This is a genomic window from Streptomyces sp. NPDC097107, from assembly GCF_044762405.1.
Lineage (GTDB): Bacteria > Actinomycetota > Actinomycetes > Streptomycetales > Streptomycetaceae > Streptomyces > Streptomyces thinghirensis.
This window is the reverse complement of the sequence record NZ_JBIWEF010000017.1, coordinates 1-12,049: the sequence shown is the minus strand read 5'-3', so window position 1 is coordinate 12,049 and position 12,049 is coordinate 1. Positions and strand designations below refer to the sequence as shown.

The following is a 12,049-nucleotide window of genomic DNA, read 5'->3' as shown; positions in this document are numbered from 1 at the left end:
TCTCGCCGCGGGCGTCCACGTCGATCTTCTGCGACAGGTCGCCCTTGGCCACCGCCGTGGCGACCTGGGCGATGTCACGGACCTGGGTGGTCAGGTTCCCCGCCATGGCGTTGACCGAGTCCGTCAGATCGGCCCAGGTGCCCGAGACGCCCGGCACCCTCGCCTGCCCGCCGAGGGTCCCCTCCGTGCCCACCTCGCGGGACACCCGGGTGACCTCGGAGGTGAACACGGACAACTGGTCCACCATGCCGTTGAAGACCTTGGCGATGTCGCCCATCAGGCCATCGGCCTCGTCCGGCAGACGAGTGCCGAAGTCGCCGTCCCGCACGGCCGTCAGGCCGGCAAGGAGACGGCGCAACTCCTGATCGCCCGGAACCGCCTCGACGGTACCGGCGCTGTCGCTGGTCATGCGCACCCTCGTTCCGCTCCCCAGGAGCCCTCGCACCGAGGACTCGACAACCCCCTCCGGACCGATTGCCCGGTCCGGCCTGTTGTGGATGCATTTCCGCAGTTCACGGATTGCCCAAAGAGAAAAATACGCCAGAGGCTAACCCAGGACGCGGGTCCGAACAAAGCGGGACGTCGCCCGGTGGAGCGCGCCCCCCGGACGGACCCGGCCGCGCACGCGGAACCGGCCGTGGGGCAGCCCGGTGGATCTCGCCGCCGCCGATTGGCCCACGGTCTCCGAATGCGGCGGCCCGGGCCGGGTATCTGCTGCTGTGGAGCCGGTCCGGCCCGTGGCGTCCGCCCGGCCCCACAGTCGTCAGCCACGTGGGAGGAAAGGGACAGCGTGCCGATGGAGAGCATCTGGTCGTACGCGGCGGGCAGTGGTTACGCGGAGGAACAGGACCTGACGGGCTGCACCGTCGTCGCGAACGACGGCACCATCGGTCACGTGGACCGCCAGGCCGACCACTTCGGCATGCGGCACCTGGTCGTCGACACCGGCGTCTGGGTCTTCGGCCGGAGCGTGCTCGTGCCGGTCGGCGTGGTCAGGGGCATCGACCCCGAGGCCCGTACGGTCACGGTGGCCTGCACCAGGGCGGAGGTCAAGGCCGCGCCCCGGTTCCGGACCGACAGCGAGACGATGGACCGGGAGTACCTGGCGTCCGTCGGCGACTACTACCACCGGCTGCCGCCGCAGGACACCGCCGCGGACTGAACCGGTGCCGAACTACAGCACGGCGAAGACCAGGGACACCATGGACATGGAACCAACCGACGGGACCACCACGGCCTCATCCGGCTTCGCGCCGTCCGGCGCACCGGCATCCTTCGCCGTGACCAGCGCGGCGACGGCACGCGCGTACGCGGAATCGGTGGCGCGCGCGCAATGGGGCTCGGGCCGCGGGGTGCGGGACGAGGACGTCGTCGACCTGCTGCTCGTGGTCTCGGAGCTGGTCACCAACGCGATCCGGCACGGCGGCGGACTGACCGGGTTCGAGGTCCGGCCCATGGGCGAGGGCGTGTGGATCGCCGTTCACGACAACAGCGCGGTGGTGCCCAGGGCCGCGTACGAGTTCCCCACCAGGCACCATGGGAGCGGTTACGGCTGGCCGCTCGTCGCCCGCCTGGCCCGCGACATCGCCGTCGACCGTCACCCGGGAGGCGGCAAAGCGATCAGCGTGCTGGTGCCCCTGCGCGACAGGGGAGCCCCCTGACCGCGGCGGTCACCAGGGCAGGAAGACGTGGATGTCCTTGCCCCGCTCGCCGGTGACGACGCTCACCTGGTCGGAGAGGGTGTGGATCAGGTGCCAGCCGATGCCGCCGCCGCCGTTGCTCGGATGGAAGGGGCGCGGCGCGGGTTCGGTCGTACTCGTGTCGTGCATCACCACGTGTACTCCGTCGAAGGTACGGCGCAGCCGCAGCGTGAAAGGCCCCGGGGCGTACTGCACCGCGTTCGCCGCCAGCTCCGTGACGACCAAAAGGATGTCGTCCCAGTGCTCGGGCTGCGAAGGGGGTGACGCACGGGCCAGGTCGCAGAGGAATTCCTCCGCGACCAGGCGCGCACCGGTCACATTGTGCAGTTCCCCGGTGAAGCTGGCGGTGCGGTTCGTGATCTCCTCGGAAGCCAGTGTCCTGTCCCAACGCGACTCGGCTGCCATTTCGCCTTCCCGGCCCGGCATCCGCCGGGCGTTGTCCCTTCTTCGCTTTCCCTTCGTTTGTTAGTTCCCGTGCCGGCCGACCCTACGCGCCTCGTTGTGCGGGTCGGGGGCGCGATGGCCGGGGGTGACTGTCCCGTCACCCCCGGCGAATCCCCCGGAATACAGAGCGGATTGCGAGGGAACCCGGAAGGCGGACACACCAGGGCGCTCCGGGAGGGGGCGCCCGTGTCCGACTACCCCACTCGGGAGATCTCTGATGACCAGTTACGGCAGTTCCCCTGCCGCGTCGTCCAGGTCACGCACGAACGGTCTGGCCATCGCGAGTCTTTGCTGCGGAATCATCGGCCTGTTCTTCCTCAGCGTCATCCCTGGACCGGTCGCCATCGTGCTGGGCGCCGTCGGGCTGCGGCAGGCCCCGGCCAAGGGCGGTGCGGGCATGGCCAAGGCCGGTATCGTGCTCGGCATCCTGGCCCTCGTCCTCTTCGCCGTCCTGCTCGCGGTGAGCGCGTCGAGCGGCGGCTTCAGCTGGTACGTGGGCGGCTGACCCGGCCGGCACACGGGACGACGACTGCGCGGCCGCGCCGGTACCCCACCGGCGCGCCCGCGCACGTCTGCCGCCGTACCCGGGTCACCGGAAGAACACGTTGTCCGAGTCCTCCCACCCGGCCGGGTCCGCCGGCGGTGCCAACGGCCGGCGATGCGACCGCGCTTCGTACATCGCGTCGATCTCGAAGGCGTAGGTCCTTACGATCTCGTCCCGGCGCAACTTCATCGACGGCGTGAGCAGACCGTTGGCCACGTCGAACGGATCGGGCAGGACGCGGAAGACCCGGATGGACTCCGAGCGCGAGACGGCACTGTTGGCCGCGGCGACGGCCCGCGCGACCTCCTCCCGCAGCGCGTTCTCCTCGCGCGCCTCACGGGCCGGGACGTCGCCCTGCAGGGCCAGCCCCGCCCGCCAGTGCGTCAGGAACTCCGGGTCGAGCGTGATGAGGGCGCCGACGCAGGGCCGGTTGTCGCCCACGACCACCGCCTGGTGGACGAGCGGATGCATGCGCAGCCGCTGCTCCAGGGCGGACGGGGCCACGCTCTTGCCGCCGCTGGTGATGATGATGTCCTTCTTGCGGCCTGTGATCGCCAGATAGTTCTCGTCGTCCAGGTGCCCGAGGTCCCCGGTGGCCAGCCAGCCGCCGCGCAGCACCTCACGGGTGGCGGCCTCGTCACCGACGTACCCCTGGAACAGCGACGGCCCGCGCACCAGGATCTCCCCGTCGTCGGCCACCCGGATCTCCATGCCGGGCAGCGGCTGCCCGACGGTGCCGGACTTCTCCCGGCCCAGCGGCTGCATCGTCAGGCCGCCGCTGGTCTCCGTCAGGCCGTAGCCGTCGTGGACGTAGACGCCGATGCCCTCGAAGAAGAGGGACAGCTCGCGGCTGAGCGGCGAACCACCGGACGTCGCGCGGCGCACCCGACCACCGAGCGCGCTCCGCAGCCTGCGGTACACCGTCCGTTCGTACAGGGCGTGCTGGAGGCGGAGGTCGAACCCGGGCCCCGGCCCCCTGCCCAGCCGCTGGCGCTCCAGCGCGGCGGCGAAGTCCCTCGCCGTCTCGGCGGCCCGCTCGAACAGCCCTCCACGGCCCGCCTTCTGGGCCGTGCGCAGAAAGGTCTTGTACAGCTTCTCCAGCACCGACGGGACGGCGTAGAAGTAGGTCGGGCGGAAGGAACACAGGGCCGAGGCCAGCGCCTCCCCGGTCATCGCGGGCTCGTGCGCCATGAGCAGCCCGCCCCGGACGCACAGGCTCTGGATCATCAGCCCGTACACGTGGGAGAAGGGCAGGAAGGCGAGGACGGCGCCCTGCTCCCCGGGTGGCGCCACCGTGTGGCCCCAGCCCTCGATCAGCGTGTCGCACGGACTGGCCAGGCCGCGGTGGCTCAGCGCGCAGCCCATGGCGCGGCCGGACGTGCCCGAGGTGTAGGCGACGACCGCGGTGGAGTCCGGCGGCACGATGCGGCGCATGGAGTCGACCGTGGCGAACGGGAGGAACTCGCCGCGCGCCACGAGCGTGTCCATCACGCCCGCGTCCAGTTGCCAGACATGGCGCAGTGACGGCAGCGACGCGCACACCGAGCCGACGGTCATCACGCTCTGCTCGTCCTCGACCACCACGGCCACACAGCCGGCGTCCCGCAGGATCCACTCGACCTGGTCGCGGGAGGAGGTCGGATAGATCGGCACGACCTCGGCGCCCACCGTCCACAGCGCGTAGCTGAAGACCGTCCACTCGTAGCGCGTGTGGGCCAGGATCGCCACACGGTCGCCCGGCGAGATCCCGCACGTGATCAGCCCCTTGGCCAGGTCGGCCACCTCGTCACGGAACTCCACGGCCGTCACCTCGTGCCAGACGGTGGAGTCCGGCCCGGTACGGCGGGCGAGCATCGGCAGGGTCGGAGTGCGGGCGGCCGTCTCGAAGAGGCTGTCGGCGAGCCCGCCGGTCAGGGGCGAGACGGCCGGGGGAGCGAGAGCGAGGTCGCGCATGCGCTGGCTCCTGACATGTACGGACGGTGGGCCCCACGGACGAGCACCGAAGAGCACCGTGATCGGCCGTGCTCGGAATGTAGCGGAGCCGCAGGCGGCGGGGGGCCGGGACGGCGGAAGTGTTCCCGCCTGGTGATCTCGGCCCAATCGGGGGACCCGGGCGGCATGAGCTATACGAACCCGGACCCGGAACCCGAACGCACCACCGGACTGGAGCAGGGAGGCGGTGTGCCGCCCGGCGAGACCCCGCCGGGGGAGAGCAGCATGTCCGAGGCGGGCCCGTGGGAGGGCAACAACCCGTCCAAGGGCTGGGCCAAGGCGCCCCTGACCGTGATCCTCGCCCTGGTACTGCTCGTCGCGGCGGGCTTCCTGGGGTACGCCCTGGTCCTGATCCTCTGAGGAGGTACGAGGAGCGACGGCCCCGCGGGGCGTGTCAGGCCGCCTGAGTACGGCGTACGCACTCGGTGACGACGTCCCGCAGGCTGCCGGTGCGCTCCAGCAGTTCGCGCTGTACCCGGGCACCGTTGCCGTGCCGCAGCAGCTCGCCGACGCCGTCCCGTACCCGGTCGAGGTCGCCGGCGTCACTCAGCGCGTCCCCGACGTGGTCCAGCAGCGCCCGTACGACCGTCTCGGCCGGCATCCGCCGCATCGTCGCGGGGTGCAGCAGTTCCTCCGTCAGCCCGGACCGGGCCGCCCGCCAGGCCGCGAGACGCAGCAGGCTCACGCTGTGCTCGGCCGGCTCCCTGCCCTCCCGCCACTCCCGCGCGGCCGTGCCGACCAGCGCGCGGGCGAGGGCCGCGACGACGACCGCCGTCCCCGCGTCCAGGCAGACGTCCGCGACCCGGAACTCGACCGTCGGGTAGCGCTGGGAGAGCCGGACGTCGAAGTAGATCATCCCGTCGTCGAGGACCGTGCCGGTGGCGAGCATGTCCGCGACCCGCCGGTGATAGGTCTCCGCCGAGCCGAACAGCTCCGTCGGACCGGCCGACGGCCAGCGTTGCCAGACCCGGCTGCGATAGCTGCTGTAGGAGGAGTCCCTGCCCTGCCAGAACGGCGAGTTCGCGCTCAGCGCGGCCAGCACCGGCAGCCAGGGCCGCACCCGGTCGATCACCGCGACGCCCTCCTCGTCGGACTCCACCGAGACGTGCACGTGGCAGCCCAGGACGAGCTGCTCCTGGACCACGACGCCGTACTGCTCGGCCATCCAGTCGTAGCGGCGGTTCACGCCGACCGACGGGGTCACCGGCAGCGGCGACGTCGCCAGCGCGGCCACGGCGCAGCCGATTTCCCCGGCGTGGCTCCCGGCCTCCTCACGGCAGCGGACGATCTCCGCGTGCAGCCGCTCCATGTCCGACTGCGGATGCGTGGCGAACTCGAGCATCTGCTCGTGCAGTTCCTTCTCGAACACGTCCTGCTCGGCATCGTCCAGTGAGGCCCGGGCGAGCACGGCGGCGGACAGCGCCCGCGGCTCGCCGCTCGCGGGGTCGACCAGGAGGAGTTCCTCCTCCACTCCGACGGTGCGCACGTGATGCCGCCTTTCTGTGGGCCCGGCTGCGGCGACGACGAGGTTGTCCCGGTCGCAGGACCACCGACTGCCCCGAGACGGCGGCCGGACACCTGGTCGCGCCGCCGCGCCTCACGGGGCGTACGGCATCAGCCACACCGTGGCCAGCGGAGGCAGCGTGATCCCAACGCTTCCGTCCTCCGGCTTGACCGGGTCGGCGTTCTTCACGCCGCTGCCGCCGTACTCCTCGGCGTCGGTGTTGAGCACCTCCTGCCAGGCGGTGACCTCGTCGCCGACGGCGAGGCCGTACTCGTGCCGGACGACCGGGGAGAAGTTCGACACCGCCAGCAGCGGAGTGCCGTCCGCGTCGTACCGCAGGAACGCGAAGACGTTGTCCTCGGCCGCGTCCACGGCGACCCACCGGAATCCGGACGGATCGGTGTCGCGCTGCCACAGGGCGGGCGTCCGCCCGTAGCGGGTGTTGAGCTCGCGGACCAGGTCCTGGATGCCGCGGTGGTCGGACGCCGAGTGGTACCCCCCGTCCAGCAGCCACCACTCGGGGCCCTGCTTCTCCGACCACTCGGCGCCCTGCGCGAACTCCTGCCCCATGAAGAGCAGTTGCTTGCCGGGGTGGGCCCACATGAAGCCGAGGTAGGCGCGGACGTTGGCCCGCCGCTGCCACCAGTCGCCCGGCATCTTCGACACCAGCGCCTGCTTGCCGTGCACCACCTCGTCGTGGGAGATCGGCAGGCAGTAGTTCTCGCTGTAGGCGTACACCATCGAGAAGGTCATCTCGTGGTGGTGGTATTTGCGGTGCACCGGCTCGTGCGCGACGTACTCCAGCGAGTCGTGCATCCAGCCCATGTTCCACTTCAGGCCGAAACCGAGCCCGCCGGTGTCGGTGGGCCGGGTCACCCCGCCCCACGCGGTCGACTCCTCCGCGATGGTCACCACGCCGGGGCAGCGCCGGTAGACGGTCGCGTTCATCTCCTGGAGGAACGCCATCGCCGCCAGGTCCTCCCGGCCGCCGTACTGGTTGGGCTCCCACTGGCCCGAGTCGCGCGAGTAGTCCAGGTAGAGCATCGAGGCGACCGCGTCCACGCGCAGCCCGTCGATGTGGAACTCCTCGCACCAGTACACGGCGTTCGCCACGAGGAAGTTGCGCACCTCGGTACGCGCGAAGTCGAAGGTGTAGGTCCCCCAGTCCGGGTGCTCCGCGCGCCGGGAGTCCCCGGGCTCGTACAGCGGGTCCCCGTCGAAGCGCCCCAGCGCCCAGTCGTCCTTCGGGAAGTGCGCCGGCACCCAGTCCATGATCACGCCGAGACCGGCCCGGTGCAGGGCGTCGACCAGGTACCGGAAGTCGTCGGGCGAGCCGAGGCGCGCGGTCGGCGCGTAGAAGCCGGTGACCTGGTAGCCCCAGGACGGGCCGTACGGGTGCTCGGCGACCGGCATGAGCTCGACGTGGGTGAAGCCCAGGTCCTTGACGTACGCGGGCAGCTCCTCGGCCAGCTCGCGGTAGGACAGCCCCGGCCGCCAGGACGCCAGGTGCACCTCGTACACGGAGAACGGCGCCTCGTGCACGGGCGTCTCGGCCCGGGTCCGCATCCACTCCCCGTCGCCCCACTCGTACGCCGACGCGGTCACGACGGACGCGGTGTTCGGCGGCTCCTCCGCCGCGCGGGCCATCGGGTCGGCCTTGAGGAACCGGTGGCCGTACCGCGAGTGGATCTCGAACTTGTACCGGGTGCCCTCGCCGACGCCCGGCAGGAACAGCTCCCACACCCCGGACGAACCGAGCGAGCGCATCGGGAACGCCGTGCCGTCCCAGTGGTTGAAGTCCGTGGCGACCCGCACCCCCTGGGCGTTCGGCGCCCACACCGTGAACCGGGTGCCGGTGACGCCCTCGTGGGTCATCGGCTCCGCGCCGAGGGCATGCCACAGCTGCTCGTGCCGGCCCTCGCCGATCAGGTGCAGGTCGAGTTCGCCGAGGGCGGGCAGGAAGCGGTACGGGTCGTGCGTCTCCTGCTCACCCTCCTCGTACGTCACCACGAGGGTGTAGGCGGGGATCTCCGTCAGCGGCAGCACGCCGGAGAAGAGACCGTCCTCCTCCGAGACGAGGCCGTGGCGCTCGCCGTCCACGACCACGCTCACCTCGCGGGCGAACGGGCGCAGCGCCCGGAAGGCGATGCCACCCGGGACGGGGTGGGCGCCGAGCAGGGCGTGCGGGTCGTGGTGGGCGCCCGCCAGCAGGCGCCCGCGGTCGGTCGGGTCGAGGGGCGGAGCGGTTCCGCACGCACCGGGTGCGGGCGGGACGGGACCGGACGGCTCGGGGAGCGAGGTGTCGCGGAGGGCCACGGGTCAGTCTCCTCTCACGGCGAGTCGTTCGATCGCCGCCATGGGTACGGGAAGCCAGTCGGGGCGGTGCCGGGCCTCGTACAGCACCTCATACACGGCGCGGTCCGTCTCGTAGGCGCGCAGCAGGCCGTGCTTCTTACGGGGATCCCACCCGGCGCGGGCGGCGTAGCCGGCGCAGAACGCCTCCCGGCAGCGGCGCGCCCACTCGGGGCGCCACGGGCGGCGCTGCCGGGCGGCGTAGTCGAAGGAGCGCAGCATGCCCGCGATGTCCCGCAGGGGGGAGTGGGCGCTGCGCCGTTCGGACAGTGGGCGGGACGGCTCGCCCTCGAAGTCGATGACGAACCAGTCCCGGCCGGCCCGCAGCACCTGCCCCAGATGCAGGTCGCCGTGGATGCGCTGGGCCGGCGGCCCGGAGTCGCAGGTGGACAGCGCAGCGAAGGCCGCCCGCAGACCGGGGACGAAGGGCTGCAGCGCCGGAACGCAGTGCGCGGCGGCGGTCAGCCGCTCGGTCATCGCCGCCGCCGTCCGGTTGTTCTCCCCGGGCGGGCCTGCCGGGAACGCCGAGGCCAGCGCCAGGTGCACGTCGGCCATCGCCCGGCCCAGTTCGCGGGCCTGCACGGTGAAGTCGTCCCCGGACGCCAGCGCGTTCAGGGAGAGGTTCCAGCCGTCCGACGCGTCGTGCAGGAACGGCTGGAGCACACCGAGCGTCGCCTCGTAGGGATGGGTCGTCCGCATCCACGCCACCGGCGCGGGGACCCGGCCGCAGCCCTGCCTGGCCAGTGCGTCCGGCACCTCCAGGTCGGGGTTGACACCGGGCTGGATGCGCCGGAACAGCTTCAGGATGAACTCGTCGCCGTAGATCAGCGACGAGTTGGACTGCTCGGCGTCCAGCAGCCGCGGCACGAGTCCGCCGGGCACCGGCCGCGCCGGGTCGGACTCGAAGCGCAGCGGTCCCGCCTTGCCGGGGTGCCGGAGCCGTTCCAGGAGCAGCTGGGCCGACCGGGGGTCGTGCAGCGCGTCGTAGACCGTCCGGCCGGCCAGCGGGCCGTCCTGCACCCGCCCGATGATCGCCCGGCCCAGGCGCGGTGACGGCTGCTCGCGCACGCCCAGCAGCAGCTGGTAGCAGTCGCCGGCCGGGGGAGCGCCGCCCGGGGCGGGCACGGGGCCCTGCCCGGTGTGCACCAGAAGGTGCAGGCAGCCGGGGAAGAGCTCGGTCATCGACAGCAGGCCGAGCTCGGCCACGAGCCGGTCCTTGCCCGCGAACCAGCGCTGGCGCGGCAGCCACTCCCGCAGCAGCTCACCGAGCGAGGCCATGGTCTCGGCGAGATGCCCGCGTCTCGGGCGCAGGGGTGCGGTCTTCGGCATGGTGACGCGTCCTTTCCTCGGCCCCCGCTCAAACGCGGCGGCCGATGCGGGATGCGACTCGGGTGAGCCGGAACCAGTAGAAGCCGTGGCCCCCGAGGGTCAGCAGGTACGGCAGTTCGCCGATGGCGGGGAAGCGCACTCCGCCGAACAGCTCGACCGGGTGGCGTCCGGCGAACTCCCGCAGGTCCAGTTCGGTGGGTTGCGCGAACCGCGCGAAGTTGTTCACGCACAGCACCAGGTCGTCCTCGTACTCCCGCAGGAAGGCGAGCACCGCGGGGTTGGAAGAGGGCAGTTCGGTGTAGGTGCCGAGGCCGAAGGCGGGGTTCTGCTTGCGGATCTCGATCATGCGGCGGGTCCAGTGCAGCAGGGACGAGGGCGAGGCCATGGACGCCTCGACGTTCGTCACCTGGTAGCCGTAGACCGGGTCCATGATCGTCGGCAGGTACAGGCGCCCCGGATCGCAGGTCGAGAAGCCGGCGTTGCGGTCCGGGGTCCACTGCATCGGGGTCCGTACCGCGTCGCGGTCGCCGAGCCAGATGTTGTCGCCCATGCCGATCTCGTCGCCGTAGTACAGGATCGGTGATCCCGGGAGGGCGAGCAGCAGAGCGGTGAACAGCTCGATCTGGTCGCGGTCGTTGTCCAGCAGGGTGGCGAGCCGGCGGCGGATTCCGATGTTGGCGCGCATGCGCGGGTCCTTGGCGTACTCCGCGTACATGTAGTCGCGTTCCTCGTCGGTGACCATCTCGAGGGTCAGCTCGTCGTGGTTGCGCAGGAAGACGCCCCACTGGCAGCCGGACGGGATGGCCGGGGTCTTGGCGAGGATCTCGGAGACGGGGTAGCGGGACTCGCGGCGTACGGCCATGAAGATGCGGGGCATGACCGGGAAGTGGAAGGCCATGTGGCACTCGTCGCCGCCGGCCGCGTAGTCGCCGAAGTAGTCGACGACGTCCTCCGGCCACTGGTTGGCCTCCGCCAGCAGCACGGTGTCGGGATAGTGCGCGTCGATCTCGCTGCGGACGCGCTTGAGGAACGCGTGGCTGGCGGGCAGGTTCTCGCAGTTGGTGCCCTCTTCGGCGTACAGATAGGGCACGGCGTCGAGGCGGTAGCCGTCGACGCCCAGGTCCAGCCAGAACTTCAGCGCCGCCAGCATCTCCTCCTGGACGGCCGGGTTCTCGTAGTTGAGGTCCGGCTGGTGGGTGAAGAAGCGGTGCCAGTAGTACTGTCCGCGGACCGGGTCGAAGGTCCAGTTGGACGCCTCGGTGTCGACGAAGATGATGCGGGCGTCGGAGTACCGGGTGTCGTCGTCCGCCCAGACGTAGTAGTCGCCGTACGGGCCGTCGGGGTCCTTGCGGGACTCCTGGAACCACGGGTGCTGGTCGCTGGTGTGGTTCATGACGAAGTCGATGATCACGCGCATGCCGCGCTGGTGGGCGGCGTCCACGAACTCGACGAAGTCGGCCAGGTCGCCGAACTCGGGCAGCACCGCGGTGTAGTCGGAGACGTCGTAACCGCCGTCGCGCAGCGGCGACTTGAAGAAGGGCGGGAGCCATAGGCAGTCCACGCCCAGCCATTGCAGGTAGTCCAGCTTGGCGGTGAGGCCCTTGAGGTCGCCCACGCCGTCGCCGTTGCTGTCCTGGAAGGAGCGGACGAGTACCTCGTAGAAGACGGCTCGCTTGAACCAGTCCGGGTCACGGTCCTTGGCCGGTGTGTCCTCGAATTTGTCCGGCACGGGCTCGTTCACGGTCATGAGGCTCCTGACCCTCCGTTCTGGGGCGCGGCGGCGGACGGCCGGCGGACGTGGAAGACGTGAGCGGGGGTCCGGCCGGGCTCCAGCCGGACGTAGTTCGTCCGGCCCCAGTGGTAGGTCTCGTCCGTGAGTTCGTCGTGGACCGCCACCGTCTCGTGCCAGTCCAGGCCGAGTTGCGGCATGTCGAGCGAGATCGTGGCCTCCTGGGTGCGGTGGGGATCGAGGTTGGCTACCACCAGCACGACGTCGGACCCCACGCGCTTGCTGTACGCGATCAGCGCGTCGTTGCCGGTCCGGTGGAAGCGCAGGTTCCGCAGCCGGTGCAGCGCGGGGTGGCTGCGGCGGATGGTGTTGAGCTGGGTGATGAGGGGGGCGATGGTGGTGCCCTCGCGGGCGGCGGTGGCCCAGTCGCGTGGTTTGAGCTGGTACTTCTCGCT

The 12,049-nt window shown here is 71.3% G+C and carries 12 protein-coding genes; 4 read left to right on the top strand and 8 right to left on the bottom strand.

All coding sequences use genetic code 11. The features are described 5' to 3' along the window. Positions 1-409, bottom strand: a 409-nt coding sequence (locus ACIQ1J_RS31455; protein ID WP_403562187.1) for a HAMP domain-containing protein, incomplete at its 3' end; no start/stop codon positions are given. A gap of 387 nt (positions 410-796) precedes the next feature. Here ACIQ1J_RS31455 and ACIQ1J_RS31450 point away from each other — a divergent pair. Continuing rightward, positions 797-1,162 (top strand): PRC-barrel domain-containing protein, encoded by a 366-nt coding sequence (locus ACIQ1J_RS31450; RefSeq protein WP_403562369.1) that lies wholly within the window; start codon positions 797-799, stop codon positions 1,160-1,162. Between the two features lie 4 nt (positions 1,163-1,166). Next, positions 1,167-1,661 (top strand): ATP-binding protein, encoded by a 495-nt coding sequence (locus ACIQ1J_RS31445; RefSeq protein ID WP_403562185.1) that lies wholly within the window; start codon positions 1,167-1,169, stop codon positions 1,659-1,661. A 9-nt stretch (positions 1,662-1,670) separates the two neighbouring features. On the opposite strand, the gene ACIQ1J_RS31440 is transcribed toward ACIQ1J_RS31445, so the two are convergent. Continuing rightward, on the bottom strand, positions 1,671-2,105 hold the full coding sequence (locus ACIQ1J_RS31440) for an ATP-binding protein (protein WP_403562183.1): 435 nt from the start codon (positions 2,103-2,105) through the stop codon (positions 1,671-1,673). Positions 2,106-2,361: 256 nt separating this feature from the next. On the opposite strand from ACIQ1J_RS31440, the gene ACIQ1J_RS31435 reads away from it, so the two are divergent. Then, the gene (locus tag ACIQ1J_RS31435; RefSeq protein ID WP_403562181.1) at positions 2,362-2,649 is read left to right on the top strand and encodes a DUF4190 domain-containing protein; all 288 of its coding nucleotides are present in this window, start codon (positions 2,362-2,364) and stop codon (positions 2,647-2,649) included. Positions 2,650-2,733: 84 nt separating this feature from the next. On the opposite strand, the gene ACIQ1J_RS31430 is transcribed toward ACIQ1J_RS31435, so the two are convergent. Then, positions 2,734-4,641: an AMP-dependent synthetase/ligase gene (locus tag ACIQ1J_RS31430; RefSeq protein ID WP_403562179.1), complete on the bottom strand. Its 1,908-nt coding sequence runs from the start codon at positions 4,639-4,641 to the stop codon at positions 2,734-2,736. Positions 4,642-4,806: 165 nt separating this feature from the next. Here ACIQ1J_RS31430 and ACIQ1J_RS31425 point away from each other — a divergent pair, with 165 nt between their 5' ends. Then, complete coding sequence (locus ACIQ1J_RS31425; RefSeq protein ID WP_210960810.1) at positions 4,807-5,040, top strand: DUF6480 family protein; 234 nt, start codon at positions 4,807-4,809, stop codon at positions 5,038-5,040. A gap of 34 nt (positions 5,041-5,074) precedes the next feature. On the opposite strand, the gene ACIQ1J_RS31420 is transcribed toward ACIQ1J_RS31425, so the two are convergent. The 5 genes from ACIQ1J_RS31420 to ACIQ1J_RS31400 all read right to left on the bottom strand — a co-directional run. After that, positions 5,075-6,166 (bottom strand): glutamate--cysteine ligase, encoded by a 1,092-nt coding sequence (locus tag ACIQ1J_RS31420; RefSeq protein WP_403562177.1) that lies wholly within the window; start codon positions 6,164-6,166, stop codon positions 5,075-5,077. A gap of 111 nt (positions 6,167-6,277) precedes the next feature. Next, positions 6,278-8,500 carry a 1,4-alpha-glucan branching enzyme gene (glgB, locus tag ACIQ1J_RS31415; protein ID WP_403562175.1) on the bottom strand — a complete coding sequence of 741 codons (2,223 nt, stop codon included), beginning with the start codon at positions 8,498-8,500 and terminating at the stop codon, positions 6,278-6,280. 3 nt (positions 8,501-8,503) lie between these two features. Next, complete coding sequence (locus tag ACIQ1J_RS31410; RefSeq protein ID WP_403562173.1) at positions 8,504-9,865, bottom strand: maltokinase; 1,362 nt, start codon at positions 9,863-9,865, stop codon at positions 8,504-8,506. Positions 9,866-9,893: 28 nt separating this feature from the next. Further along, positions 9,894-11,612: a maltose alpha-D-glucosyltransferase gene (gene treS, locus ACIQ1J_RS31405; RefSeq protein WP_403562171.1), complete on the bottom strand. Its 1,719-nt coding sequence runs from the start codon at positions 11,610-11,612 to the stop codon at positions 9,894-9,896. Beyond that, positions 11,609-12,049: DUF3459 domain-containing protein (locus ACIQ1J_RS31400; RefSeq protein WP_403562169.1), on the bottom strand; the 441-nt coding region annotated here is incomplete at its 5' end. The genes treS and ACIQ1J_RS31400, both read right to left, overlap by 4 nt.

Coding starts and splice junctions, on each gene's coding strand:
- ACIQ1J_RS31435 (WP_403562181.1), top strand. CDS start 2,362: ATGACCAGTTACGGCAGTTCCCCTGCCGCGTCGTCCAGGTCACGCACG.
- ACIQ1J_RS31430 (WP_403562179.1), bottom strand. CDS start 4,641: ATGCGCGACCTCGCTCTCGCTCCCCCGGCCGTCTCGCCCCTGACCGGC.
- ACIQ1J_RS31450 (WP_403562369.1), top strand. CDS start 797: ATGGAGAGCATCTGGTCGTACGCGGCGGGCAGTGGTTACGCGGAGGAA.
- ACIQ1J_RS31425 (WP_210960810.1), top strand. CDS start 4,807: ATGAGCTATACGAACCCGGACCCGGAACCCGAACGCACCACCGGACTG.
- ACIQ1J_RS31440 (WP_403562183.1), bottom strand. CDS start 2,105: ATGGCAGCCGAGTCGCGTTGGGACAGGACACTGGCTTCCGAGGAGATC.
- ACIQ1J_RS31410 (WP_403562173.1), bottom strand. CDS start 9,865: ATGCCGAAGACCGCACCCCTGCGCCCGAGACGCGGGCATCTCGCCGAG.
- treS (WP_403562171.1), bottom strand. CDS start 11,612: ATGACCGTGAACGAGCCCGTGCCGGACAAATTCGAGGACACACCGGCC.